This window comes from Niastella sp. OAS944, assembly GCA_024809215.1.
In the GTDB taxonomy this organism is placed as follows: domain Bacteria; phylum Bacteroidota; class Bacteroidia; order Chitinophagales; family Chitinophagaceae; genus Niastella.
Genome location: JANUBW010000002.1, coordinates 789,104 through 815,213 on the forward strand (window position 1 = coordinate 789,104; position 26,110 = coordinate 815,213).

The 26,110-nt window shown below is 42.7% G+C and carries 21 protein-coding genes and 1 other RNA gene; 10 read left to right on the top strand and 12 right to left on the bottom strand.

The annotated features are described in order from the left end of the window. Window positions 1–248: 248 nt before the first annotated feature. Window positions 249–3,008 carry a DNA ligase D gene (gene ligD / locus GGD38_RS13830; RefSeq protein ID WP_375300244.1) on the top strand — a complete coding sequence of 920 codons (2,760 nt, stop codon included), beginning with the start codon at window positions 249–251 and terminating at the stop codon, window positions 3,006–3,008. 7 nt (window positions 3,009–3,015) lie between these two features. On the opposite strand, the gene GGD38_RS13835 is transcribed toward ligD, so the two are convergent. Next, window positions 3,016–3,516 (bottom strand): hypothetical protein, encoded by a 501-nt coding sequence (locus GGD38_RS13835; protein ID WP_375300243.1) that lies wholly within the window; start codon window positions 3,514–3,516, stop codon window positions 3,016–3,018. A gap of 174 nt (window positions 3,517–3,690) precedes the next feature. Further along, entirely contained in the window at window positions 3,691–4,479 is a 789-nt protein-coding gene (locus GGD38_RS13840) for a Ku protein (protein ID WP_375300242.1), read from the bottom strand. A gap of 204 nt (window positions 4,480–4,683) precedes the next feature. On the opposite strand from GGD38_RS13840, the gene GGD38_RS13845 reads away from it, so the two are divergent. Beyond that, window positions 4,684–6,384 carry an HAD-IIB family hydrolase gene (locus tag GGD38_RS13845; RefSeq protein WP_375300241.1) on the top strand — a complete coding sequence of 567 codons (1,701 nt, stop codon included), beginning with the start codon at window positions 4,684–4,686 and terminating at the stop codon, window positions 6,382–6,384. Between the two features lie 61 nt (window positions 6,385–6,445). On the opposite strand, the gene GGD38_RS13850 is transcribed toward GGD38_RS13845, so the two are convergent. Together GGD38_RS13850 and GGD38_RS13855 are read right to left on the bottom strand one after the other, a co-directional pair. Next, a complete protein-coding gene (locus GGD38_RS13850; protein ID WP_375300240.1) occupies window positions 6,446–6,787 on the bottom strand; it encodes a DUF6266 family protein in 342 nt (113 codons plus the stop codon). Beyond that, window positions 6,784–7,080 (bottom strand): DUF6266 family protein, encoded by a 297-nt coding sequence (locus GGD38_RS13855; protein WP_375300239.1) that lies wholly within the window; start codon window positions 7,078–7,080, stop codon window positions 6,784–6,786. The genes GGD38_RS13850 and GGD38_RS13855 overlap by 4 nt, the downstream gene beginning before the upstream one ends. Before the next feature lie 636 nt (window positions 7,081–7,716). Between GGD38_RS13855 and GGD38_RS13860 the strand changes: the two genes are divergently transcribed. Further along, the gene (locus GGD38_RS13860; RefSeq protein WP_375300238.1) at window positions 7,717–7,986 is read left to right on the top strand and encodes a hypothetical protein; all 270 of its coding nucleotides are present in this window, start codon (window positions 7,717–7,719) and stop codon (window positions 7,984–7,986) included. Between the two features lie 358 nt (window positions 7,987–8,344). Then, window positions 8,345–9,250 (top strand): transglutaminase domain-containing protein, encoded by a 906-nt coding sequence (locus GGD38_RS13865; RefSeq protein ID WP_375300237.1) that lies wholly within the window; start codon window positions 8,345–8,347, stop codon window positions 9,248–9,250. Between the two features lie 228 nt (window positions 9,251–9,478). Here the strand turns inward: GGD38_RS13865 and GGD38_RS13870 are convergent, their stop codons facing one another. After that, on the bottom strand, window positions 9,479–10,180 hold the full coding sequence (locus GGD38_RS13870) for a hypothetical protein (RefSeq protein ID WP_375300236.1): 702 nt from the start codon (window positions 10,178–10,180) through the stop codon (window positions 9,479–9,481). A gap of 972 nt (window positions 10,181–11,152) precedes the next feature. Between GGD38_RS13870 and GGD38_RS13875 the strand changes: the two genes are divergently transcribed. Next, a complete protein-coding gene (locus GGD38_RS13875) occupies window positions 11,153–11,842 on the top strand; it encodes a rhodanese-like domain-containing protein (RefSeq protein ID WP_375300235.1) in 690 nt (229 codons plus the stop codon). 361 nt (window positions 11,843–12,203) lie between these two features. Continuing rightward, the gene (locus tag GGD38_RS13880; RefSeq protein ID WP_375300234.1) at window positions 12,204–13,217 is read left to right on the top strand and encodes a WD40/YVTN/BNR-like repeat-containing protein; all 1,014 of its coding nucleotides are present in this window, start codon (window positions 12,204–12,206) and stop codon (window positions 13,215–13,217) included. 16 nt (window positions 13,218–13,233) lie between these two features. Here GGD38_RS13880 and GGD38_RS13885 read toward each other — a convergent pair whose 3' ends face one another. Continuing rightward, window positions 13,234–13,563 carry a DMT family protein gene (locus GGD38_RS13885; protein WP_375300233.1) on the bottom strand — a complete coding sequence of 110 codons (330 nt, stop codon included), beginning with the start codon at window positions 13,561–13,563 and terminating at the stop codon, window positions 13,234–13,236. A gap of 75 nt (window positions 13,564–13,638) precedes the next feature. On the opposite strand from GGD38_RS13885, the gene GGD38_RS13890 reads away from it, so the two are divergent. Next, entirely contained in the window at window positions 13,639–14,169 is a 531-nt protein-coding gene (locus GGD38_RS13890; protein WP_375300232.1) for a ferritin, read from the top strand. A 281-nt stretch (window positions 14,170–14,450) separates the two neighbouring features. Here the strand turns inward: GGD38_RS13890 and GGD38_RS13895 are convergent, their stop codons facing one another. Further along, window positions 14,451–14,894, bottom strand: coding sequence for a tetratricopeptide repeat protein (locus tag GGD38_RS13895; RefSeq protein ID WP_375300231.1), 444 nt, complete (start codon window positions 14,892–14,894; stop codon window positions 14,451–14,453). 72 nt (window positions 14,895–14,966) lie between these two features. Continuing rightward, window positions 14,967–18,491 (bottom strand): chromosome segregation protein SMC, encoded by a 3,525-nt coding sequence (smc, locus tag GGD38_RS13900; RefSeq protein ID WP_375300230.1) that lies wholly within the window; start codon window positions 18,489–18,491, stop codon window positions 14,967–14,969. Window positions 18,492–18,845: 354 nt separating this feature from the next. Between smc and GGD38_RS13905 the strand changes: the two genes are divergently transcribed. Both GGD38_RS13905 and GGD38_RS13910 read left to right on the top strand, forming a co-directional pair. Further along, on the top strand, window positions 18,846–19,166 hold the full coding sequence (locus GGD38_RS13905; RefSeq protein WP_375300229.1) for an antibiotic biosynthesis monooxygenase family protein: 321 nt from the start codon (window positions 18,846–18,848) through the stop codon (window positions 19,164–19,166). A gap of 198 nt (window positions 19,167–19,364) precedes the next feature. After that, window positions 19,365–19,814, top strand: a complete 450-nt coding sequence (locus GGD38_RS13910) for a hypothetical protein (protein WP_375300228.1) — start codon at window positions 19,365–19,367, stop codon at window positions 19,812–19,814. A gap of 73 nt (window positions 19,815–19,887) precedes the next feature. Here the strand turns inward: GGD38_RS13910 and fsa are convergent, their stop codons facing one another. The 3 genes from fsa to GGD38_RS13925 all read right to left on the bottom strand — a co-directional run bounded on the left by fsa (window position 19,888) and on the right by GGD38_RS13925 (window position 22,373). Next, on the bottom strand, window positions 19,888–20,562 hold the full coding sequence (fsa, locus tag GGD38_RS13915; RefSeq protein ID WP_375300227.1) for a fructose-6-phosphate aldolase: 675 nt from the start codon (window positions 20,560–20,562) through the stop codon (window positions 19,888–19,890). A gap of 215 nt (window positions 20,563–20,777) precedes the next feature. Then, window positions 20,778–20,877: signal recognition particle sRNA small type (gene ffs / locus GGD38_RS13920), an RNA gene on the bottom strand. Window positions 20,878–21,080: 203 nt separating this feature from the next. Further along, window positions 21,081–22,373 (bottom strand): DUF5103 domain-containing protein, encoded by a 1,293-nt coding sequence (locus tag GGD38_RS13925; protein WP_375300226.1) that lies wholly within the window; start codon window positions 22,371–22,373, stop codon window positions 21,081–21,083. A gap of 361 nt (window positions 22,374–22,734) precedes the next feature. Here GGD38_RS13925 and GGD38_RS13930 point away from each other — a divergent pair, with 361 nt between their 5' ends. Beyond that, window positions 22,735–23,964 (top strand): ABC transporter permease, encoded by a 1,230-nt coding sequence (locus GGD38_RS13930; RefSeq protein ID WP_375300225.1) that lies wholly within the window; start codon window positions 22,735–22,737, stop codon window positions 23,962–23,964. Window positions 23,965–24,080: 116 nt separating this feature from the next. Here the strand turns inward: GGD38_RS13930 and GGD38_RS13935 are convergent, their stop codons facing one another. Then, on the bottom strand, window positions 24,081–26,003 hold the full coding sequence (locus GGD38_RS13935; protein WP_375300224.1) for a menaquinone biosynthesis decarboxylase: 1,923 nt from the start codon (window positions 26,001–26,003) through the stop codon (window positions 24,081–24,083). Window positions 26,004–26,110: the final 107 nt, after the last annotated feature.

Below are 26,110 nucleotides of genomic sequence, written 5' to 3' on the forward strand. Positions count from 1 at the left end.
AATGGTGTAGCCTCGCGGGTAATCAGATTTATTTACGACCCCAAATTCAAGCCGATTGCCGATTGCTCCCGATGGCTATCGGGACCGATTGCCGATTGCCGATGCCTACTAGAGAGTTAGAAATTAGTTTTGAGGCCCGAACATAGGGCGTTTCACGTTTGCCGTTTCACGTTTTACGATTAGCGAGGCTTAAAGTTTCGGAAACTATTGCCGATTCACGTTGGCATAACTTTTTTGAATCATTCAACATGAGCCTTGCCAAGTACAAACAAAAAAGATCGTTTACAAAAACGCCTGAGCCGGAAGGTAAAAAGAAAGCAGCTTCCGGCACACTGCGTTTTGTTGTTCAAAAACACGATGCATCCCGTTTGCATTATGATTTTCGCCTCGAAATGGAAGGCGTGCTGAAATCATGGGCCATTCCCAAAGGCCCTTCCCTGAACCCCGACGATAAACGGCTGGCTATGATGGTGGAAGACCACCCATTCGATTATAAAGACTTTGAAGGTATTATTCCCGAAGGCAACTATGGCGCCGGTACCGTTATTGTTTGGGACGAAGGCACCTACGAACCAATGGATTTTGAAGGCGATGCTAAAAAAGCAGAGAAACACCTGCTTGCCCAGTTACATAAAGGCGATGTTAAGATCACCTTACACGGACAAAAACTAAAGGGCTCCTTCGCCCTGGTACATATAAAAGGTAAGGAAGACAATGCCTGGCTGCTGATAAAAAAACGCGACAAATACGCCAGCACAACAGATGTTACTAAAAAAGCCAAATCTGTTCAATCGGGCATGAAGCTGGAACAGGTAGCCAAAGAAAGCACCAACGAATGGCAAAGCAATAGAAAAAGCAGCACAAAAAAAATAAGTACGAAAACAAAAACAGCTGCTAAGAAAACGCCCGCCAAAAAGAAAGCAGTTAAAAAAAAAGTCACAGCCGAAGTAGCAAACCTGTTAAAACAGGGTGAACGTAGTCGTATGCCCACTGGCATTATTCCCATGCTGGCCACGCTTACCGATGAACCGTTTGACGATAAAGACTGGCTTTATGAAATAAAATACGATGGCTATCGCGCTGTCGCTTACCTCGATGGCGATGAAGTTAACATCATGTCGCGCAAAAATCTTTCATTCAATAATAAGTTCTACGCCGTTGTTGAAGCATTGCAGGAATTAAATATGCAAGCCGTTTTCGATGGCGAAATAGTGGCCCTTAACGAAGAAGGCAAAAGCGAATTTCAGCTCTTGCAGCAATGGCAAAAAAGCGGTCAGGGTGAACTGATCTATTATGTATTTGACATTCTTTGGCTTAACGGTTACAACCTCATGAACCTGCCATTGCTTGAACGAAAAGCTATTTTAGAACAAATTCTGCCCCAACACCCAATGGTCCGTTACAGCGATCATGTTGTAGAAACCGGCACTCAATTTTTTGAAGCCGCCACGCAACAAGGGCTTGAGGGAATAATTGCCAAAGCTGCGGAAAGTCCGTACACCCCTACCATTCGCACCAAACAATGGTTGAAAATAAAAAGCAATCAACGCCAGGAAGTTGTGATTGGTGGCTTTACCGAAAGCCGTGGCAGCCGCACCCATTTTGGTGCACTGGTATTGGGCGTGTATGAAAAAAATAAACTGATGTATGTTGGCCATACAGGTTCCGGCTTTACCGAACAATCACTGGCAGCAATTTACAAAAAACTAAAATCCTTAATTACGCCAAAACCGCCATTCGATAAAAAGCCAAAAACCAATATGCCCTGTACCTGGGTAAAACCAGTATTGGTGTGTGAAGTAAAGTTTTCTGAATGGACAAATGACAACATCCTTCGCCAGCCCATATTTATGGGACTGCGGGAAGACAAAAACGCCAAAGACGTACATAAAGAAAATGCCGTTCATACCGAAACGGCGGTACAGGAAGGCGAAGAAGAAACACAACAACAAACCAATTCCACTGATATGAAAACAAAAACAGCAAAGAAGAAAACCGCGAAGCGGCCGGTGAAAAAAGTAAGCCCTAAGAAAGCTGCCAAACAAACAACAACGTCCAAATCATCTGAAGGCTTTTTAAACAACACCGACAAAGAGCAGGTGGTTATCATCAATAAAAAAGAACTGACCTTCACCAATCTCGATAAAATATACTGGCCAAAAGAAAAGATCACAAAGCGTAACCTGCTAAACTATTATCAACAAATAGCTCCTTTCATTTTACCTTATATGAAAGACAGGCCTCAATCGATGAACCGGCATCCCAATGGAATTAATAAACCCGGCTTTTATCAAAAAGACGTTACCGATAAAGTTGCCGACTGGATTGAAAAACACAATTATATCAGCGACTCGGATGGTGAGAAAAAACAATACCTGGTGTGTACCGATGAAGCTTCTCTCCTGTACATGGCCAACCTGGGTTGTATTGAAATGAATCCCTGGCACAGCACCACCAAAAAGCCTGAAAACCCAACCTGGTGTGTTATTGATCTCGATCCCGATGGCAACATTACATTTGAAAAAGTAATTGAAGCTGCCCAGGTTATAAAACAAATAACCGATGACCTTGAGATAGATACGTATTGCAAAACATCCGGTTCAACCGGTTTACATATTTACATTCCACTTGGTGCGGCGTATGATTATGACCAAAGCCGCCAGTTAGCAGAACTAATAGTAAACCTGGCCTATAATGAAATGCCATCATTTACAAGCCTCGAACGAAGCCCGGCCAAAAGAAAGAATAAAATATACCTCGATTACCTGCAGAACCGGAAAATACAAACCATTGCTGCGCCTTATTCGTTACGGCCAAAGCCGGGCGCAACAGCATCTGCTCCCTTACATTGGGATGAAGTAAAGAAGGGATTGCAGATCAGTGATTTCAGTATCGAAAATATGTATAACCGGGCCAAAGAAGTTGGCGATATATTTAAACCTGTATTGGGAAAAGGTATTAATTTGAAAAAGGTGCTTACAAAGATCGGCACGCTACAAAACAAATAGTTCTCACTTAAATAGACTTCTTCATTTTCTGTGGCATCGGCATTTTCTGCGGTTGTTTTAAAATACCTTTCACAACACTGTGCGAAGTATGCAGCCCACGTAACTGACTCTCTAACAAATACTGCAGGTCACCGGCAGGTACCTGCTCAATGGCTTTGCTGTAAATTATTTGTATAGCTTCTTCGCCCTGTTCGCTGCTCTTCAGCATATCGTAAATGTTTGGGCCCGAAAAAGAAATACCCATGTCTTTCCACTGATTGTACAAATCGCCAAAGGTGAGCTGGGGAATTGGCTTTTTTACTGCGGGATGGTTGTCGTGAAATTGCTCAAGAAACTGACGTAGTGCAAAACTGTTTTGCCGGCTTTGGTTAGCCAATAATGCAAAAGTTCCCCTTAATTCGAGGTTGAAGATAAAATTCAAAAAAGACGCTTCTTCGTAAGCCTTAGCCCGTTCGCGGTTAATTGTAGAAAGGTCATTTAAAATTTCCGCCATTTGTTGATATTCCATAAGCGTGAAGTTTGAAGTATATTGAAAAAATAATTCCTTATCTGTTAACAGGATTCATTTACATGGCACCTGACGGGCAACAATCGCTGTTTGGTTAACACGCATAGGATCACTACTAATTTACTGAAAATTTTCCCTACTTCACTTCACCTTCAATAGAAATATTCCAACTAATTATGAGGCCTTTCTGCGGCCGCCACTTTTTTCTTTTTTTCCAAGGCTGGCTTTCAATTGTTCCATAAGGTCTTTCGACCGGGAATGCACCACCCGCATAGTGGGCATCTGTATTTTTTTGCCTTTTGCTTTATCTTTTATCAGCTTTAGCAGGTCAGCTGAATAAGTATCCTTAAAATGAGAAATATCAAATTCGCCAGAGAGCTGATTAATAAGGGCTACAGCCATTTTTAATTCGGCCGGCTTGCTCTTGCTGGCTTTAATATCCAGTTCTGAAGTATCACGTATTTCTTCGCCAAAACGTATCTTATTAAGCACCAATACATCTTCATGCGGTTTTATAACCCCAATGCTTTCTTTATTGCGTAACACATAGGTTCCCAATCCCACTTTGCCCGTTTCTATTAACGCATCACGCAACAGGTTATACGCTTTTACACCACTTTTATCAGGCGCCAGGTAATACGGGTTTTCGTAATACATGGTATCTATCTCCGCTTCATCAACAAACTCCTGGATATTGATGAGCTTATTCTTCTCCGGTCTTACTTTTTCAAAATCCTCATCGGTGATAACCACATACTGGCCATCGAGGTTATAACCGCGCACAATGTTCTCATACGCAACCTCTTTGCCCGTTTTTTCATTAACACGTTTGAACTTAATATTGGAATGGTCTTTCTTATCCAACATATCGAGGTCAAGCTCACTGCCTTGCACGGCGCTGTATATTTTAATTGGAATATTTACCAATCCAAACCCGATCGCTCCGGTCCATATAGCTCGCATAACAGCAATTTTTATTAGTGCTTAAACTTTTATGCCAGAAATAATCCCCTTTTACATGAGTAGTTTCAAAATCAACTCCAATAAGGCCATTGTCATCAACGAAACGCTGCAAATGGGTATTTTTTTGCGCAGGTTTAAGGTTATGGGTTGGCCAAAGTATTGTAAAAATAACATTGATCACTTTATGATTTAAAATTAGCGCTAATGAGATATTTATGTTTGGCAGCGGATTATGACGGTACCCTGGCCACACACGGCAAAGTAGAACCAGCTGTTATTGAAGCATTACAACGATTAAAGGCTTCAACCCGCAAACTCATTTTGGTTACGGGCCGGGTACTGGATGAACTGAAAGCCGTTTTCCCCGGGTACGAACTATTCGATCTTATAGTTGCCGAGAACGGCGCATTGATCTACAATCCCGCAACAAAAGAAGAAAGATTGCTGGGCAACCTGCCGCCGGCCACTTTCATCAACAATTTACATCATCACCGCGTACAACCTTTATCCATTGGCAAAGTGATCGTTGCCACCTGGGAACCGCATCATACCGTTGTGCTGGAAAGCATTAAAGAGGCCGGACTGGAACTTCAGGTGATCTTCAACAAAGGCGCAGTTATGATTCTACCCGCGGGCATTAACAAAGCCAAGGGGTTGAAAGAAGCACTGAAAGACCTGAACATATCCATGCATAACGTAGTGGCTGTGGGCGATGCCGAAAACGATGGCGCTATGCTGCAAGCCGCCGAATGTGCGGTAGCGGTATCAAATGCATTACCAGCCGTTCAACACATGGCCGACTGGGTTACCGACCACCATCACGGAAAAGGCGTAATACAGCTTATAGACCGCTTACTTGAAGATGACCTGCAACACCTCAACAACCAGCTAATACGCCATTATTTGCCTTTAGGACGCCGTATATCCAATGAAGGCTATGGCATAAGTGCGTTTGGCCCTAACATTTTGCTTTCGGGATCAACAAAAAGCGGTAAAACCACTTTGACCACTTACATTCTTGAACAAATGATCGAAAAGCATTATCAGTTTTGTTTAATAGATCCTGAAGGTGATTATATCGATCTGCCCGGTGTGGTAAGAATTGGCGATAACACGCACCCGCCCGTGCCGGAAGAAGTTTTATCATTATTGCAAAACCCAATGCAAAGTATTATCGTTTGCATACTGGCCGTTCCGTTCGACGAGCGGCCACGGTTCTTCAATAGTTTACTATCGGCCCTTTCGCAAATGCGAAAAGAAACAGGCCACCCGCATTGGATCATTGCCGATGAAGCGCATCATATGTTACCGGCGCCTGCAGCCCCCTCCTTTTATGCCATACCCGATGACTTCAAGAATTTTATGTTCATCACCGTTTCAACCGAAGGCATGAATGAAGCCATCTTGAACAAGATCACTTTATTGATCTCAACAGGCGATGACGCCGCCAATGCCTTACAGCAGTTCAGCCGGTTCAGAAATATTCAGTTACACGCACACACCGTAACGCCATTGGAAAAAGGCCAGGCCTGGGTATGGGATATAGAAAACGGCGCTCAACCGGCGCTGATAAAAACCGGTACACCTGTGCATGTGCAGCAACGGCACAAAAAGAAGTATGCTGCCGGTGATATGGATTATAATAGTTTTTATTTCAGAGGGCCCAATGACAAGTTAAATCTGAAGGCTTACAACCTGATGATCTTTATTCAAATTGCTTCGGGCATCGATGATGAAACCTGGTTGTATCATTTAAAACGGAAAGACTATTCAAACTGGTTGCGAAATTCGGTGCACGATAAAGAATTGGCCGACCTGGTTGATGCGGTTGAAAATGATGAGAACCATTATGAAGGATCGCGACAAACGATATTGGAAATGATCAATGAACGGTACACCGGTTAATTAGCTAATGTGATAATTTGATAATGTGATAATGGAAATACAAGAGGCGCAGGAAAAAAACTTATATGACAACTGATCCCAAATAAACACTATCGCTCTGCCGGATGCGGTCATACGAAATAAAGGCGGCGTATAAATGGTAAGTGCCTGGCGTACCAGCTTTCAACGTTAACATATCGCGGCCGTTCTTTCTTAACTGTCCCATTACATCTGCCACGGCTGCTTTCATTTCATCATTATAGGCCAGCATCATGATCTGGTCGCCTTTATTTGCCTTTTCACTATCAAACGCAACATCCCAGGCAAACTGCACTACCGTGTTTTCCAGTTGAGTAGCCGTAATGCTTGCCGGTAAAGGCAAATCGCCGGAGCTGAGCTTTACCAATGCCGGGTTAATTTTCACCTCTCGGCAACTTCCTCAAACCCATTCTTCATGAGATACGATTTCGCGGCGATAAACCCTTCCGATTTCTGGCTGTATCCCTTCCAGCCTATTCGAACAAATTGGGTAATGGGTTGTAGCCAGCTTTGCGAAAGCGCCCATTTTTTCCGGTTTTTCATTTCGCCTTTGGTGGGTTCGCTTATTCGTGGGTCGGGCAGGGAGCGCATGTATGGAATTCCTTTCCAGGTGGCGCCCACTACCGTACCAACCTTGCCCTTGAAAGAGCCATTGATACCGTCATTGAACTTGGCCATAATAATTGGTTTTGATTAGAGTATAAATATAAAATATTTATCACATTATTCGCAAATAAAAAGGATATACCAGGGGCCTGGCCCGCACCTGACAGGGATTTTGTCCCTGCCAGGTCCCTGTGAGGTCCCTGTTATGTCCCTGTGAGGTCCTTGTTATGTCCCTGTGAGGTCCTTGTTATTTCAGAAAATATCTGCCGAAATTCAGCCTTTTGGCCCGGCGCTTTTTAGAGGCTTACATAATGGCAGAAAAAGGCAGTTTCTGCCACCTTGCCGCCGGGTTTTTAGGTGCCAAAAACCTTATTTTAACAGCTTGCCGCAAAAATTAAATTTCATCAATAATTAACCACCCGCTAAAACCGCTAAAAATCATAACAAGATGATTATCAATAGCCAACTTTAAACAAATTATAAATTCGGTCTGGCAGGCTCCGGGGATATTGCCGGTGTGTTTTTTTATCCTAATTTTGAATTGTACGCGTTCCGTGACACACTACTTACAACATCCCATAATACTACATGGAACCAACTCATTAAATTCTGTTTGTTGAACGTAGCACGTACACTACCCATTTAGTTCGGCTTGCAACCTGTTGATTCTTCTTTTTTGAAACATTAAAAAAGGTGGAGGATATTAGTATGTATTCTTATTCATTATTAGAGCCCGGCTGTTACTATTTGATACAGGAAAAAGAAGACGAACCTGTAACACTAATTAAAATTATGGTAGAAACCGATCAGTGTATGTATGTTACTCAGTATGAGGACATGCCAACGCTGTTGTGGAAAAAGAAAAACGATCCGATTTTTGACATTCTGGAGTTGTTGAGTGATGACAAAGTGAAAGAGTGGGATGCTGTATACAACGACAGCCAGGATGCCTATTATGAGGAAGAGGATGATGAGTAGCTGGTAACAACATTATAAGACGAAAGGTTTAAAGCAGTTGCTTTTTTTGAATATTAATAATATTTAAAAAGGTCACTCTTTAAACCTTTTGCTTTTAACTTTTTCCTGATACTTTCCCGGCGTTTAAACCCTTTACTTTCTAACCTTAATTTCGTAAGTTTGCTTTACCCGCTTTCCATATTGATTCACAAGCATTTTTGGTATTCAATTTGGTAAAAGGGATGGTAATCGCCTGATATCACTCCATGCATAGTTTTACCGTGCTATCAGGTAAAATCATTACCAATCAATTTCAGAAAGTGATAATACTTGCCATACGAAAAAAAGGGTTGATCTTCCGTTTCAAATTACGAGCGTTATGAACCAAGCCCAGGACAAATATGGCCATACCCGAAAAGTGCTGCTGGTTTTGTTAAGCATACTGGCGGTAATTCCCTTGGCCCCATTGATCAATCGCTACATTCCGCCATTAGTACTTGGCAACTGGAACCTCGATCTTACGGTTTCCATTATACTTGCTGCTGCACTAACTTTTCTCACCCTCAGGCTGTTCCGCTTTTTGCTGTTACCAGCTGTTGGTTTATTGATATTGGTACTCATTTATAATCAACTTACCAATGGCTATGGCTTTGGCAACATGCTTAGGGATTACAAAAGCATGGTGCAAAACAACTGGGGTAAAAAAGAACAAAAGGAAATTGACCTGGTGCTGCGTCCTACCTTTTTCGACGGTCCGCTTACCAAAACGGTAAAAGCACTGCAATCGAAAGTACGTCCTACCGATTCTGTGGTGCGCAACTATTCGGTAAAGTACTCACTGGAGTCGTTTGATGAATATTATCCCAAATATGGTTCACAGGTAAGATTGTTATCACTGTTCAGGCATATTAACAGCAACTTTAAGTATGTATCTGATTCAGAAAGGGATGAATACTTTGCCACCGCCAATGAAACCATTCAGAACGGGCTTGGCGGCGATTGTGACGATCATACCATTTTAATGGTTACCTGCATGAAGGCCATAGGCGCTCATTGCCGCATGATCTTAACCGACGGGCACTTGTACCCCGAGTTATTATGTGGCGATGAAAAACAGTTTGAAATGATGCAACAGGCCGTTATTCATCTTTTTGGTAACGAGGCCATCGACAATATGTACTACCACGAACAAAATGGTCAATACTGGATCAACTTAGATTACACCGCCCGTTATCCCGGCGGCCCGTATGTGAGTGAAACGGCTTATGCGATCATTAATCTGTAATGTGAAAGGAATAAACCCTATAGATTGGGGAAGCTATATGTTACAATTTTTTGGAATCGTGAAACGGCAAACGTGAAACGTGAAATCCTATACTTGTGACTATAACTATTTGCTGTTTGCTATTACCTTGCATGCTGCAAAAAAACCTTTATCAACTCTATCAACATCTCAACTATTACTTAACCTGCCGCATAGAAAGCACGTTAACGCGTTAACTCATCAACTAAACTAGATCTTCACATAATCCGGAGTATTCATCCCAAACTGACTCTCTCTGCGCTCAATAGTTTGCTGTGTGGTTTTGCCCCCGATCAAATACCCGCCAATGGCCACAGGAAGCGCAACCAGCGACGATAAATGATACATAAGCAAATTATCGGTAGCAGAAGATTTACCAGGCAGTAAATAATCGAAGATATAAATAACGGCATTGGCGCCATAAATGAACAATAGCGCAGCGTAAATTAACAGCAGGCCTTTTACGTAAGCCGATAATTTGATGCTTTGTAATTTCATAATGATCTCCCAAATGATCACCGCGGTTACTATAAGTAAACCCACCCCCAGCACATACTCCAGCACATTCAACGTAAAACCTCTTATAATACAATTTACCAGGGAAGCCGCCAGCAACGCCGGCGCCATTAGTTTGGTGAATTTACGCACCGCCCCCGATGTAGTTGAAAAATATATTGCAGATAGTATCAGCGGAATATCGAGCAGTTTAAAGACCACCGTGCACAATTCAATTGTATCAACGGCCAACGGCATAAGTGTTAACAGGTTTACCATTGCAGCTGTAAGCCAGTATAAGGCAAACAACCTGTAAGGAAGCGCGGCCCAAAGCTTTTTCCCTATTACAACAAGCACTGGAACAAAATGCAATCCCACAGCCAAAATAGCCACAATCTGGTATATACTACTTTTCAAGATGATCAGAATTACGCTCTAAAATCGTGAATATTCCAATAAATATTGCATCTGGCGCTATTTTCAGTAATTGTACTTTTGCCACATTCTGCATAAAATACTGTCCCGAAAACTGCAGCAAAACAACCGTTTGCATAACAGGAATTGAGGAAAGTGAATCAAATGGGCACTATTGCACTTCTATTATCGTTTTAGCAGCAATATCGTGTGAACAACCATGTTATATCTGTACCACGTAACCGATATTTTTACTTAGTGAGTAGCACATACACGTATGTAGAATTACATCATCAAAGCCAGATCCTATTTTATTCACATCTTTTTACCCGTATTTAAACTGTGTAGCTGTTACAAGTAAATCTGCTTGCAGGCTCTGTGGTCAACCACCGAAGCCGGAAGTCCATATTACTTAGGAGTTATGGGGCTTCCCATGGGCAACTTTCGTAGTTCTACTATGCCACTAACTGGTTATTTACTTTTTCAAAATATTGATTATACTATATCCAACGTAATAACTGAAGGTTTTAAATCGGGCATATTTGCTCTATGAAATCAAAGGTTTAACATATATTTTTGATTCAGTAAGTTTTTAGAGGTTTTAAAATCCAAGTATCCAGAACGACCAATATCCAATATCAAGTGACAAGACCTGGTTCCAAATTAAACGTAATTATTACGTTGTAGATCGTATCCTGATATCCTAAAAAACCGTTCAAGTTTTTAATGTCCAATTCCTGATTTGAAAACCGTCCGATTGAAAGTCCAATTGAATCCCTGAAAAACCCAGTCGATATCCTGAAAACCCGTCCACTAAAGTGATTTACCTTTGAAATAAAATCCAATTCCGTTGAAGAAGTCTCAAATTTGGTAAGGTTCGACTGAAAATATTTAGGTCCCGCTTTTTGCGGGACTTTTTTATTTTTATCCGGTACAGCAGTTCAACCAAAGTATTAATTAATTGTTGCCTCGTATATGAAACCGTTAAAAACACTATTCGCATTTTTACTTACCAGCTTTTTTTCTTCCAGGGCAGGCGCCCAACAGCTTTCGCCTGCAGATTTTGAAAAAGGTATGGTAACTGCAAACAATCAGTTGCTCGATGTGCGTACAGCCGATGAATATAAGGCCGGCCATATTGCCAATTCTTTACAGGCCGACTGGAACAACCGGGAACAATTCAAAGCCCGTGTATTACACCTCGATGCAAAGAAACCCGTATATGTTTATTGCGCTGCGGGGTCGCGAAGCAAGTCGGCCGCCCAATGGTTGCGTTCGAATGGCTATTCGCAGGTATACGAACTTACCGGCGGATTTATAAAATGGAAGGAAGAAGGCAAAGCAGTTGAAGGTATGCCCAACATACCACCGGTTTCAAGCGAAACATTCAAAGCCGAAGTTTCGGGTACAGGTTCTGTTCTGGTTGACATTGGCGCACCCTGGTGTCCACCCTGCCGTAAAATGGATGTTGTACTGGAATCATTACAGCAACGTATGACAGGCAAATACAAACTCCTGAAAATTGATGCAGGTATTAATACCAAACTTATGACGGAGCTTAATGCCACCGAACTGCCTACCTTCATTTTATTTAAGCAGGGTAAGGAAGTATGGCGCAAAGCCGGTATAGTTGAACTTACAGAACTGGAGAAGCAGATAAAATAAATCTCAAATCACAAGTTCCAAGAGGCAAAAACAAATCTGAAATCACAAGTTCCAAGTTCCAAGTTCCAAAAAATTACCAAATACCAAAATCCAAAGAAGACATTTGTTGGGAGGTATTGGAATTTGTATTCATTTGAAATTTGGAATTTATTTGAAGCTTGAGATTTGGCATTTGGAATTTGCCTTTGGCATTTGAGATTTGGCATTTGGAATTTGCCTTTGGCATTGAGATTTGGTATTTGGAATTTATTTGGAGCTTGAGATTTGAGATTTGGAATTTTCCTTTGGAATTTCTTTGGTTCTTGTATCTTGGAGTTTGGAATTTCTTCTTCCAGATGCTAACCCAAAATAACACTCACCAATGATCATCCGCTTAATACTATTATCCCTTTTTATCGGTTGCGCCTTTCCCTCTTCTGCCCAAACCATTGAAACCTTAACAAGCGGGCAGGCCATATCAATAAGAGGGCTTTGCCCCGTAAACGATGAGGTTATTTGGGTAAGCGGTAGCAAGGGCACTGTTGGTAAGTCATTAGACGGCGGTAAAACGTGGCAATGGATGGCGGTAAAAGGCTTCGAGAAAACAGACTTTCGCGATATAGAGGCTTTTAATGCACAAACAGCCATCATTATGGGTATTGCCGAACCGGCGTATATACTTAAGACCACAGATGGTGGTGAGAACTGGAAGGTAGTATTTACCGATTCAACTAAGGGCATGTTCCTCGATGCCATGGATTTTTATGATAACAAACATGGCGTTGTGGTTGGCGACCCCATTGAAAACAAATTCTATATAGCCAAAACCAACGATGGTGGAAATACCTGGCGAAAAACGCCTGCAGTTATGCAATCAAATGCCACCAGCGGTGAAGGTTGTTTTGCCAGCAGCGGCTCTAACATACATTATTTTCGTAATAAGGATTTTCTGTTTGTAAGCGGCGGCACAGTTAGCCGGCTGCACGATGATGCCGGCGGACGCCCCCTTCCCATTATTCAGGGTAAAGAAAGCACGGGCGCTAATTCCATTGCCGTTCGCAGCGATGGCCCCCGTGTTACCAATTCGTTTATTATTGTTGGTGGCGATTTTACAAACGACAAAGACACCACCCTTAATTGCGTGCTTACCAATGATGGCGGACATACCTGGCAGCACCCCACCACCCCACCCCATGGCTATCGTAGTTCAGTTACCTATATCTCAAATAAAAAACTGTTGTGCTGTGGCACTTCGGGCATTGACCTATCAACCGATAGCGGCCTCACCTGGCGCCTTATAAGCACTACCGGTTTTCATGTTTGCCGGAAAGCTAAGAATGGCAAAGTTGTGTTTCTTGCCGGCGGAAATGGTAAGATAGCCAAGCTTGTTCTTTAACTTGTTAACTCATCAACTACTTCTTAAACATAAAATACACTGCCCCTAACAGCAACGCAAAACTTACAAGGTACTTCCAATGAAAAGGCTCATTTAAATAAAACACAGCAAAGAGGGTAAACACAACCAATGTTATTACTTCCTGCGTCATTTTTAACTGAAAACCGTTGAAACCGTTAGTAAAGCCCCAACGGTTGGCGGGTACCATAAGACAATATTCAAAAAAAGCAATTCCCCAACTCACCAGTATGGCTTTCCACATAGGAACGTTCTGTTGTTTTAAGTGGCCATACCAGGCAATTGTCATAAAGATATTGGAGCAAATAAGAAGTAAAATAGTTCGCATGCCCCAAAAATAAAGATCATTACGAGAATGTTTTAACTATAATATTTCATTAATTTGGATTAAAATTTTTTACGTATGATCTCGAGCAAAATTGAAGAGGCATTAAACCGACAAATAGACCTGGAAGGATTTTCTTCCATGTACTACCTGGCTATGGGCTCCTGGGCAGAAGTAAATGGATATAAAGGCGTGGCGCAGTTCCTGTATCACCACTCCGATGAAGAAAGGATGCATATGTTGAAATTGTTCCGTTATATTAACGACCGTGGTGGCCGTGCAATTGTTCCTCCTTTTGCCGCTCCGCAAAAAGACTTTAAAAATATTCGCGAGATATTCGATATCGTTCACTCACATGAAGTAAAGGTTTCAAACGAGATCAATGCACTGGTTGAACTTTGCATTCAGGAAAAAGATTATACTACGCATAACTTTTTGCAGTGGTATGTTACCGAACAAATAGAAGAGGAAAGCCTTGCACGTGATGTCATTGACAAACTGAACCTGATTGGTGAAGATAAAGGTGGTATGTACCTGTTCGATCGCGACCTGGCTACGCTAACCGGCCAACAGGGCGGAGGAAAAGGACATGGCGGTCATGGTCATTAATTCAAAATGAACTATATATAACAAAGGGCTGACGATACTGTCAGCCCTTTTAATTTTCAACCATTGCTTCAAAAATATAATTTCTGAAAATGGGAACCTTACAGTAGTTTACGATTCATGGCTATTATTGGAGAGTTACTGAAGGTGCAGCAAAATTAAACCTTGTAACCTTAAACGGGTGTGCTAATTGATATTCGTGCAGTTTTTGACTAAAAGCGTGCACTTTTGGGTAGAATTCGTGCAGCCCGACCTTTAAGAACAGGAATGAAATACCCGTTTTATCAGATCTTAAATTTTTTAATCAAATCACTAATCAATGCCCGCTCTGAGGTGGAGAAGCTATCAATTCCTTCATGCAACTCCCGGAGTAATAGCATATGCTCCTTCTTATTGCCGTTCTTTTCTAATAGAAATCTTCTTATTTCATTAAATGCAGTATGCCATTTTTTTAAATTACTTAATGTATGTATCAAGGTCATGGATGACAGCCAGTGAGCAGGGTTTAATGACACCGCCTTTTCTAAATAACCTTCTGCATTTTTAAATTCTCCGCATTCATACAAAACACTTCCCAGCAAAAAGAAGATCACGAATTTATCGGGATATTTTTCCGCCAATGGATAAAGCACATCAAATGCTTCCATGAACTTTTCGCCTTCCTTCAGTAAAAAGAAAAGATCAATAATGCGCTCATCCTCAGGTGATAGTTGGTCACTATTTGGCATTTTCCAATATAGCAAAAATCCCGTCGCGGCTAAGCCACGACGGGATTAATATTATAAAGCTATCCGTAATTCTTAATTCAAACCTCTGAAGTCAACCGGAACAAGCTTGCTCACACCAGGCTCTTGCATGGTAACCCCGTAAATAACATCCACGGCGCTCATGGTTTGCTTGTTGTGTGTTACAATAATGAACTGGCTCTCCTGGCTGAACTTGCGGATCATTTGCGTGAACTTACCTACGTTGGCATCATCGAGCGGCGCATCCACCTCATCGAGGATACAGAACGGCGCCGGCTTAATGAGGTAGATCGCAAACAACAACGCGGTTGCTGTTAAGGTCTTTTCTCCCCCACTCAGCTGGGTGATCGACGATGGACGTTTACCCTTAGGTTTGGCCACAATGTCAATGCTGGTCTCTGCCAGGTTCTCAGGGTTTTCAAGGATCATGTCGGCCGAATCGTCTTCGGTAAACAATGCCTTGAACACCTTTTGGAAGTTCTCACGCACTTTGTTGAAGGTATCGAGGAACTGCTGGTTGGCAGTGGCTTCTACCTCCTGTATGGTTTGTAATAAACTGTCTTTGGCGGTAACGAGGTCGTTCTTTTGCTCAAGAATGAACTCATAACGTTTCTTCATTTCCTGGAACGCTTCAATGGCCGTTGGGTTTACTTCACCCAGGTTCTCGAGGCGTTTCTTCATACGATCGCCTTTCTCCTGCAACTCCTCAACAGGTACTTCACCTGTACGGGGCTGATCGAGAATATCATCGAGGTTGATCTTGAACTCAACACTCAAACGCTCTTTCATACCAGCCAGTTGCAGTTTCAGTTCGTTCAGTTTGTCTTTTATTTCATTCAACAAATGATCGGTCTGCTCTCTTTCTTTCGACTTATGACGCAGCTCGCTTTCTTTTTCACTCAGCGCGTTACGCATATTGTAGAATGCCTGGTCGGCCTCGTTCAACTTCTTCTCTTCTTCTTCTTTACGGCGCATCATATCAAGCAATCCATTCTCGGCACTGCTCAGTAGTTCTTCGCTTTCCGTAATGCTTTCCAATGTTTGCTTTAACTGCGAACTATTGCTTTCAACCTGGTTACGAAGTTCTATCAGCTGTTTGCCCTTGTAATCCAACTCCTGTTTCATTGAGTTGATCTTACTTGTTTGGCGGGTTAACTGAAGATTATATTCGTTAAATACGTTTTGTGCGTTGTTGTATTCGCTTTCGGCACTTTTGTATTCACCTTCTACAGCAGCCAGTTGCTCTTTTAGTTCGTTCAACTGATTCACCAGCTCCATCCACTGCTGGCGGGTGCCGCTGATAGATGAAGTAGTTTCTTCCAGGTTCATTTGCAGTTCTTCCAAACGGTTTTGAGAAGAACTTTGTAAACCATGCAGGTTCTCCATTTTGTTCTCCAGTGAGAACACCTGGTTGGTGAGGGTATTGATGTCGGCCTGCGCTTGTTTAATGGCAGTATCTTTCAATTGCTCATTATAGCCGATCACCTCGTTGTGTTTTTGCTGAATGCCATCTTTCAGGCCCTGTACTACTTCTTCCAGACCGATGATCTCTTCATACAATTTCTCGAGGTTCTTGGCGCGACCGATCTTTTTACCTTCAAATAAACCTACGCTACCACCAGTTAATGAGAACTTACCTTTTACATATTTACCGGTTTTCTCCAATACCACCGAACCATTGCTGGTAGCCAGGGCATCGTCGCTTTCGGCAATATATACATTACCCAGCAGGTATTCGGCCAGGTGGTGGTACTGTGCATCTACCTCAATTACATCCATTGCAGCAATGGTGTTGGCAGGCGCATGACCATTCTCATCGGCTTTGCGATCGTTCAGTTTATCTAACAGGAAGAAATTCGCTTTACCCTTCTTGTTATTATCGAGCAGGTGTACGGCTTGTAACCCTTCCTGCAGGTTATTAACTACATAGTAGTTCAGGTAAGGCTCCAGCACATTCTCAACAGCTGCGCGGAACTCTTCCTTTACATAAATAATATCCGATAAGATAGGCGCAGTATGGTTCCAGCCCGGGTTGTTGTGCAGGAACTTCACACTCTCGGGATAGCCTTCCATTGAGTCGATCAAACTTTTCAGCAGGTCGTGCTCATTCTTTTTGGCATCCAGTTTTCTGCCCTCTTCGGCCAACTGCTGGCGTAAGCCTTCCAGTTCGCGTTGTGATATTAAGATCTGTTCTTTTGTTCTTTCCTGATGTTCCTGCAATTGTACCAGGTCTCTTTGTCTTTTTTCCAGGTCCTGCTCCTTCACCATCTTTTCCTCTTCCAGCTGTTTCATTTGGCTGTAGCGGGCTTCGCGTTCTTCTTCTATCTGGTTAATGGCTTTTTGCACGTTTTGGATAGAAGTATCGGCAACGGCCACTTTCTTTTCTGCTTCAAACTGGTTGCGTTGCAGGCTCAGGTTCTCGGCACGCAGGCGATCAACATTACCACGCATTTCATCAAACACCGAACGTTTGGTTTCAACGGCTTCTTTATGCTCTTCCACCATTTGCTCCAAACCTTCGAGTTTGCCCTGCTCCTGTTCTACCTGTGTGCGGGTATGCTCAATACTATCTTCAATCGACTTCAGCGTTCCTTCACTTTTGTTCAGGAATTCAGTTAAACTGGTTTCCTTTTCTTTCAGGAAGTTAAGGCGTTGCGAAGCCAGGTTCTTTTCATTTTCTTTTGTACGCAGGGTTTGCAACAGGTCGTTAAACTCGTGTTGCATACTTTGCAGGGCGCGTTCTTTTTCAATGAACCCTACTTTTTCCTGCTCAATGATGGCTTCGCCGTTGGCCACCTCTGCATCGAGACGGATCTTTTTATCGGTCTCAACTTCAGACTGGCTGGTAAGCTCGCGGTACGTAAGGTTAAAGCCTTCGAGGGCCGCTTTGGCCAGCTCTATGCTCAGCTCACGGTACTCTTTCTTTATTTCGTAGTATTTCTCTGCTTTTTTAGCCTGGTTCTCAAGCGTTTTTAACTGGTTGTTTATTTCAAACAACAAGTCCTCGATACGGGCAAGGTCCTGCTCGGTAGCATCGAGTTTTTGCTTGGCTTCCTTTTTACGGGTTTTATAGATGGTTATACCGGCTGCCTGTTCCAACATGCGGCGGCGGCTGTTCTCTTTGTCTTTAATGATCTCGTCAACCATCCCCAGCTCAATGATGGCGTAGCTGTCGGTGCTCACCCCGGTATCCATGAACAGGTTCTGGATGTCGCGCAAACGGCATTGAACATCGTTCAGGCGATATTCACTTTCCCCGCTTTTGTAGAATTTACGGGTTACGGTGATGGTGCTGAACTCGGTGGGTAACAGGTTGCGGGTGTTTTCGAAAGTAAGGCTTACTTCGGCCAGGCCGCTCGCAGAACGGGTTTTTGAACCGTTGAAAACCAGGCTCTCGAGGTTTTCACTGCGGAGGTGGCTGATCTTTTGCTCTCCGATCACCCAGCGGATGCTGTCGATAATATTACTCTTTCCACATCCGTTGGGACCAATAACGCCAGTTATACCCTCATCGAAATGAAGAACAGTTTTATCGGCAAAACTCTTGAACCCTTTGATTTCTAAGCTTTTTAAGCGCACTTGATCTATTTTATTTTAGAAGACGACAAAAGTAACAAATAGCGATACAAAATAGTGCCGCTTCTACTAATCAACCTCAAAAGTTGTGCACTTTTGTGGGATAAGTACTGTTAACTGGTGTTTATAAATGTTAATATCTTGTGAGTAACCCCGCGAAAATGGGGTGATTTATTCAATAAACAAGCGGGTTGCAGATATATATTATTAATGTGAATTAAATTGAGTACCAATTTGGTGGAATTAGTGACCTTTCGGCCCATTTATGCACAATTTCTCCATTGTTACCTCGCCATTCTGCCTTAACTTTCTGAAAGCTGAACACTACATTACAATCAATAACCAATCCCATTTACTATGATCACCAGAAACTGGACAGGTGTTATTAAACCTGAGCGTGCTGATGATTACCTCGCTCACCTGCAAAACGACACCTTAAAAAAATTATCTGCTATCAAAGGATTTGTGAATGCGTCGATCTTTAAACGGGTAGTTACCGATGGCGTTGAGTTTTTGGTAGTTACCTATTGGGATACCATGGATGCCATTAAACAGTTTGCCGGCGAATCGGCAGATATTGCCGTAGTGCCCCAGGTTGCCCAGGAGATGATGGTCAGGTATGACCCGGTTGTGAGGCATTATGAGGAAGTGATAAATTTAGTACCTGCGGAGAGTTAAGTTCTTAGTTCACAGGCGGCCTAGTTGTTCAGTTATTCAGTTTTTGAGTTGCTGACTAAATGCAGGCCAACTGGCGGTGCAGGCGTGCATTCACAATTGACCATTCACCATTGACCTCTTTAACACTATATTATACCCTTACAACACAACCAATATAGGTACGTTATAGTCTAACCAATAGACAATTATATATTACACATGCATCAGCAAAAAAACACCGTACCCCTTAAACAAATAGTATTTCTACTGTTAATAACAGCAGCTGGTACTGTTGTGCGTGCCCAACAGGTGGATAGTATTTTCTTTCACCTGTACACCGACAGTCTTAAAAAAGGCACCCATAATTATATTAATGTGGATGGCAAAATGTCGAACGGGCGCTGGCAGCCATTGACCAATAAGGAAATAGACTTTACCTCCTCCTATGGTAAATTCGAAGGCAACAGCCTCATCATTGATACCGCCTTTAAAGGTGAAAAGGTGACCGTAAAGGCAGTTTTGAAAAACAATACGGCCATTTGGAAGGAGGCTACCATTTATATTAAGAAAGTGGAGATCGTGGAGCGGCTGCGAACGGTAGATGAGATATTGAACACACCTTCGAACTCATCGCGAAAAAGCAGACGGGGCCTGGTGTCGGGCCTGTAATATAAAAAAGCAACCCCGACGTTACCGCCGGGGTTCTTTATATCGCTTCTTCTTATAATAATTACCAATTAACTTATTTGGCGGCAGCCAGTTCAGAACGCATTTTTTTAGCGTCTTCGAGGAACTTAGCCAAACCGATATCGGTCAATGGGTGTTTCAACAGACCCAGAATTGGTTCCAGTGGTGAAGTAATTACATCGGAACCAGCTTCAGCGCATTTTACAATGTGTAAAGGATTGCGGATAGAAGCAGACAGGATCTCAGTTTTATAACCCTGAATAGCATAGATCTGAGCGATCTGTTTGATGAGCTCAAGACCATCCCAGTTGCTATCGTCGATACGGCCAATGAATGGAGAAACATATGCAGCACCAGCTTTAGCGGCCAAAATTGCCTGACCTGCAGAGAACACCAGCGTACAGTTTGTTTTAATGCCGTTGTCGGTAAACCATTTCAATGCTTTCACACCATCTTTGATCATAGGCACTTTTACCACAATGTTTGGGTGAATAGCTGCCAGCTTTTTGCCCTCTTCAACGATCTCATCGAAAGTAGTACCTAATACTTCAGCGCTAACATCGCCATCAACCAGTTCACAAATAGTGTGGTAGTGTTTGGCAATAGCGTCTTCACCTTTGATGCCTTCTTTGGCCATAAGTGAAGGGTTGGTAGTAACACCGTCTAAGATACCAAGGTCGTGAGCTTCTTTAATTTGGGCAAGATTCGCTGTATCAATAAAAAACTTCATGATTATTTTAGATTTAAAATTGCAAGAATGCTTAAGGGATATTGTTTTTTTATAAAATGAACATTGCAAATCTACGAATTTGCGTTGTTTTAAACTTAAATGATAATGTAATGATTGTGTGAGCTTGTACTTTTCAGGGAAGAAATATCTTCTAGAGCATGCAGTTTGTTAGGAGCCATGTAGATATAAGAAACAGAAAGCTCCAAAAAAAGAAAAAAAGGCAGGCGATTTACATCGCACCGCTACAACCACCTACCCTTGCTGCCTTCCGGCCCTGGGGGGGTTCAGCGGGAGCTGGTCGTGTAAGACCTGCCGGGTGCAAATGTAGGAAAATATTGAATATCACAAATAGAATATTAAAACTCAATAGGAAACTTTTTCAATTGGCAAGGAAAACAATTGGCAATTGGCAATTGGCGAGGGATTCTGAATTTCGAACAGTATAATTATTTGCAATTTCCCGTATTGCTTATTGCCTATTGCTAATTGTCTATTGCTCATTGCCCATTGCTTATTGCCTACTGACCAATTCCTTTTCTACCAGTAAGTGAACTTATGTGTGTAACGCCTACCAGTTCATCGGCACGGCCGGCCAGTGCTTTGTAATACACAAGTATCATGTAATCGTTCTCGGTATCCCAAAAGTTGCCTTCGGTGCTTTCGTAAGAAGCGGCCCGTTTGGCATCGCCCTGATCAATGGTCACATAATTATAGTTATAGTAACCCTGTTTTAAGAAAAGCGTTCTTTCATACACCCGGGTATCATTGTTGAAAACCATTTTGGCGCTGTCGTTAAGATTATAATCATTAAGGCGCCCAATTAAAAACAGGTCTTTATTGGCAAAAGGCACATTGTCGGGTGGTATATAAGTAAAGTGAACCGTTGCATAATCGGTTTGCCAGTATGGGTTGATGCTTTCAGTGGTTTCAATGGTATTCATTCCATTAATATCGCGGTAATAAACAAAGCGCTGCTGACTGCGATCAATATCGGGTTTTACAAAGATCTCGGTTGAGTTTCTATTATAATTAACCTTTGCTACGCGGTCGCTCTGCAATCTGAAGCTACGCAAGTCGAGCCAGCGCCACTCTTTTCCACCCGGCATAACGATCTGCTCTTCGGTATTGAAGTCGAGCTTTTTACCTGAGAAAAATGTAGGCCGAACGTTTATAAGTGCGTTATCCCAGCGGTTGTTTTGCAGTATCACTACTTTTATCTGTTGCAGATGGTTCATAACCTGTAAGCGGTCGCTTAGTAAAACCTGGAAAGGTATTTTTTGCCAGGTACGAAAGATCTCGCCATTGAATGGTTGTTGTATTTGGGCGGTTATGGTGGCCTGGTTTTCCACTACCAAAAAGCGTTTGGTAAATGCCACCTTTGAAGTATCGCCATTCAAAAATACTTTTAAGATATAATTGCCCGAGCGTGAAGGTGCGCAGTTATTATCTGGCACTACCGCCGAGTAGTGGGTGTAACGGGTAAACGCAACGGAAGAAATACGATAGGTATTTATACGCTGGTAAGAAAAGCCCTTTATAAAATCAAAGCTGCTTAACAATGCAGGCGTCCAGTCGGCATTACACAACTGGAATGTATAGGAGTAATTTTTAACATTACCATCGAGGTCGTCAAAATGCAGCTCCAGCCTTTCTGAGCCACCCAGGTTCAGTACAGGATAGCCTATCTGATTACCCGAGGGGAATAACTGAGCTGTTTTGATATTGGGATAATAGGTGGCTTCGATCAGTTGCCCTTTACCTGCCAGTGAACATGCCAGGAAGGTGGTTAATAGTATGAGAATATTTTTCATGATATGCTTTAAAATTCCAAATCTCAAATCACAAGATCCAAAGAAAAGAACCAAATCACAAATCTCAAGATCCCAAAGGCTCCAAACCCAAATTACAAGAACCAAAGAAAAACACCAAATATAAGGCCGGGTGGTTATCCGCTGCGGGATTTGGGATTAAATTGACATTTGAATTTTGCGATTTGGAATTTATTTGGTTCTTGGCGCTTGGGATTTGGGTTTTATTTTTTTGGGTCTTGGAGCTTGTAATTTGGAATTTCTTTAGGGTCCTGAAGCTTGCGATTTGGAATTTATTTGGAGCTTGTAATTTGTGATTTGAGATTTAATAGCGTTATTTGGGTGAACTAAAAATAGTGCCGGTTTGAATATTGCCGCCTTTATAGCACGCAGAATTGCGTTCAATCAGCAAAAATCGTTTTCCCGTTTTGTTATCAGGTTATCCATTGGAGCAACTGTTATCAGCGTAATGGTAATGATACTTACGTTAACCTTTGCCAGCGGGTTTCAAAAAACGATCAGTGAAAAGGTTTTTAGTTTCTGGGGACATATCCGTATTCAAAGTTATTATAGTGCCCGTGTGGCCATTGCTGAAGAGGTGCCCATCCATCGCAGCGATTCGGTTACCAATTTGAAGAAATTATACCCGGCCATAAAAACGGTACAGGCCTTTGCCACCAAGAACGCCATTCTAAAAACAGCTGAAACCATAGAAGGCGTAATGTTTAAAGGAGTTGAACAGGATTATGATTTCAGCAACCTGAATAAATTTAAGGTAGATGGCCGCTGGATAAAATATACCGATAGCGGTTACAGTAATGAGATCATGCTATCGGCCTATACCGCCAACCTGTTAAAGTTAAAAACAAACGATCAGCTGCTGATCTATTTTATTCAACCAGGCGCCGCCCCCCGCCCCCGCAAGCTTACCGTAGCCGGTATTTTTAAAACGGGTATTGAAGATTATGACAAGCTGATAGCCATTGGCGACCTGAAGCTGATTCAACGTTTAAACGACTGGACTCCCGATCAGATCGGCGGGTATGAAATATTCCTGCACGATTATAACCGAATGGATAAGGTAAGCGATGAGATTGTGCCCGACATACCCATCGGTTTACAAAGCAATACCATCAAGTATATTTACCCCAGTATATTCGACTGGCTGGCGCTGCAAAACAAAACCATCTTTATTGTGCTGGCCATTATGACCGGTATAGCTATCCTGAATTTAATTACCTGTTTATTGATATTGGTGCTGGAGCGTACGCGCATGATTGGTATGTTGAAAGCGCTGGGTGCGCGTAACCGTACAGTGCGGGGCGTTTTTCTTTATCATGGCGCTATTATCACCTTCTTTGGTTTACTGTTGGGAAATATATGCGCCCTGTTAATTGCCTGGCTGCAAAAACAAACCGGCTTTATTAAATTACCCGAAGACGCTTACTATATTTCTGAAGCCGCCGTTGATATCATTTGGTGGCAAATAGCAGCAGTAAACATAGTTACATTCATTATTTGCTTTCTTGTATTATTGATACCTACTATTATTATTAAAAGAGTACAGCCTATTAAAGCGATTCAGTTTAGATAATTCAGTTACCAGTTACCAGGTGCCGGTTGCCAGGCCCGAAATTCGATGTGCCCCACTAATTTCAGCGTGCCGCACATAAAGCCCGGTAACCGGAAACCGGTAACTGGTAACGGCAACTAACTAACTACTGCTTCTTCCCCATACATCTGATCTTTAAACTTCAAAGAAGGCGATGGTATAAACTCACCCAACCCTAACTGATTCCATTTGGCATCAACTGAAGCGATGGTTTTATCATCGGCTACAATAATGTTTGGCCAGTCGCGGTGAAAATCGTCGAGGGCGGCCGTTTTAATAGTACCATCGAAACCCATACAGGCCCAGGTTTTGCCAGGTATTTGTTTGGCGGGTTGTTGCACCAGTATGCTATCGCGGCGGGGATCGAGGTTATTACAGAAACGCCATAATGCAACCGGCAGGTCGTTGGCATTTACAGTATGTTCTACATAGAGCACCATCTTTATTCCTTCAATAACACCGGCAGCACATAATTGCTGATGCAGCTCACGCACATGCCCCTTCCGGTTCTTCTCAACAGAAATAACCAAACAGGGAATATGAATAGCAGGCAACGCATCATTGATGCCCTTTATTTCGGGAAACTGCTGCATTAAGCCTTGTTTATCGAAGCGGTTGCTCAGTATCGGAAACGCAAATGAGTCTTCGGTTTCTTCATCAAACTTTTTGGTGCCATCGATGCACATCTTTCCGCCAAAGCCCAGCTTGCTACAGCTATGATCAAGCACATCCATTGGGCCCGATGCAAGATGTATATCGGTAGCCGGGTTCATATTGGCAAAAACATATTCTGCCAGTTTGGTGTAATCCTGTATTTTAACGCCTTCATCGGCCAACACAAGGATCTTATTGAACATCATTTGTCCGGCGCCCCACATGGCATTCATTACTTTTTGTCCCTGGCCGGCATAGTCTTTTTTGATCTTTGTTATAACCAGGTTATGAAAAACGCCTTCTATAGGCATATCCATATCAACGATCTCGGGCACCATGGTCATTTTTATTGGCGCCAGGAAAATACGTTCGGTAGCTTTACCCAGCCAGGCATCTTCCTGTGGCGGAATACCTACTATGGTTGCCGGATACACGGCCTCTTTTTTATGGGTAATGGCTGTAATATGAAAACGGGGGTACCAATCGGGCAATGAATAATAACCGGTATGGTCGCCAAATGGCCCCTCCCAAATCATTTCATCATTGGGGTCTACATAGCCTTCTATCACAAAATCGGCATCGGCAGGCACTTCTATTTCCGGTTGTGTAATACATTTTACCAGCTCTACTTTTTTCTTACGCAGAAAACCGGCGAGCATGTATTCATCCACATTATCGGGCAAGGGAGCAGTGGCTGAATAAGCATATACAGGGTCGCCGCCAAGCGCTACTGCCACCGGCATACGTTTACCCAGCTTTTTATATTCGTTAAAATGGCGAGCGCTCACTTTATGTTTGTGCCAGTGCATACCGGTAAGGGTTGGCCCAAACACCTGCATGCGGTACATGCCTACGTTGCGGGTATTGGTATTAGGGTCTTTTGTATGAATTACCGGCAGCGTCACAAACGGACCGCCATCTTTTGGCCAACAAGTAATAACCGGCAGCTTCGAAATATCGGGCTGCGCCATTACTACTTCCTGACAGGCGCCGCGGCCGCTTTTTACTTTAGGCATCCAACTGGCAAACTGCGACAGCTTGGGTAATACGCGTAGTTTATCGAGAATGCTTTCCTTGGGCGAAGCCAGCAGTTTGAACAAATTCTCAATTTCATGGGCCACATCGTCGAGGTGCTCAACACCCAGGGCCAAACACATACGTTTTTCGCTGCCATAGGCATTCATCAGCACGGGAAAATCGTACCCGGTATTTTCAAACAACAGGGCTTTACCGCCGCCTGCCGTTTTACTTATTCTATCTGTGATCTCTGCTATTTCCAGCTTGGGGTCTACATAGGATTTGATACGAACCAGTTCACCGGCCTGCTCCAACGTATCGATAAAATGTTGTTGATTTCTAAATGACATGGGGCAAAAGTAAGTTGAAAAGTTGACACGTTAACAAGTTGACAAGGGGAAGAAACTAATGCGATAAAAAATTGGTGTAGAGGTAAAAATAAAGGGGTACGATCAAT

What these genes read in the sequence shown, in the direction of transcription:
- ligD (WP_375300244.1), top strand. Translation starts at nt 249, where the DNA reads ATGAGCCTTGCCAAGTACAAACAAAAAAGATCGTTTACAAAAACGCCT.
- GGD38_RS13835 (WP_375300243.1), bottom strand. Translation starts at nt 3,516, where the DNA reads ATGGAATATCAACAAATGGCGGAAATTTTAAATGACCTTTCTACAATT.
- GGD38_RS13840 (WP_375300242.1), bottom strand. Translation starts at nt 4,479, where the DNA reads ATGCGAGCTATATGGACCGGAGCGATCGGGTTTGGATTGGTAAATATT.
- GGD38_RS13845 (WP_375300241.1), top strand. Translation starts at nt 4,684, where the DNA reads ATGAGATATTTATGTTTGGCAGCGGATTATGACGGTACCCTGGCCACA.
- GGD38_RS13855 (WP_375300239.1), bottom strand. Translation starts at nt 7,080, where the DNA reads ATGGCCAAGTTCAATGACGGTATCAATGGCTCTTTCAAGGGCAAGGTT.
- GGD38_RS13860 (WP_375300238.1), top strand. Translation starts at nt 7,717, where the DNA reads ATGTATTCTTATTCATTATTAGAGCCCGGCTGTTACTATTTGATACAG.
- GGD38_RS13865 (WP_375300237.1), top strand. Translation starts at nt 8,345, where the DNA reads ATGAACCAAGCCCAGGACAAATATGGCCATACCCGAAAAGTGCTGCTG.
- GGD38_RS13875 (WP_375300235.1), top strand. Translation starts at nt 11,153, where the DNA reads ATGAAACCGTTAAAAACACTATTCGCATTTTTACTTACCAGCTTTTTT.
- GGD38_RS13880 (WP_375300234.1), top strand. Translation starts at nt 12,204, where the DNA reads ATGATCATCCGCTTAATACTATTATCCCTTTTTATCGGTTGCGCCTTT.
- GGD38_RS13885 (WP_375300233.1), bottom strand. Translation starts at nt 13,563, where the DNA reads ATGCGAACTATTTTACTTCTTATTTGCTCCAATATCTTTATGACAATT.
- GGD38_RS13890 (WP_375300232.1), top strand. Translation starts at nt 13,639, where the DNA reads ATGATCTCGAGCAAAATTGAAGAGGCATTAAACCGACAAATAGACCTG.
- GGD38_RS13895 (WP_375300231.1), bottom strand. Translation starts at nt 14,894, where the DNA reads ATGCCAAATAGTGACCAACTATCACCTGAGGATGAGCGCATTATTGAT.
- GGD38_RS13905 (WP_375300229.1), top strand. Translation starts at nt 18,846, where the DNA reads ATGATCACCAGAAACTGGACAGGTGTTATTAAACCTGAGCGTGCTGAT.
- GGD38_RS13910 (WP_375300228.1), top strand. Translation starts at nt 19,365, where the DNA reads ATGCATCAGCAAAAAAACACCGTACCCCTTAAACAAATAGTATTTCTA.
- fsa (WP_375300227.1), bottom strand. Translation starts at nt 20,562, where the DNA reads ATGAAGTTTTTTATTGATACAGCGAATCTTGCCCAAATTAAAGAAGCT.
- GGD38_RS13925 (WP_375300226.1), bottom strand. Translation starts at nt 22,373, where the DNA reads ATGAAAAATATTCTCATACTATTAACCACCTTCCTGGCATGTTCACTG.
- GGD38_RS13935 (WP_375300224.1), bottom strand. Translation starts at nt 26,003, where the DNA reads ATGTCATTTAGAAATCAACAACATTTTATCGATACGTTGGAGCAGGCC.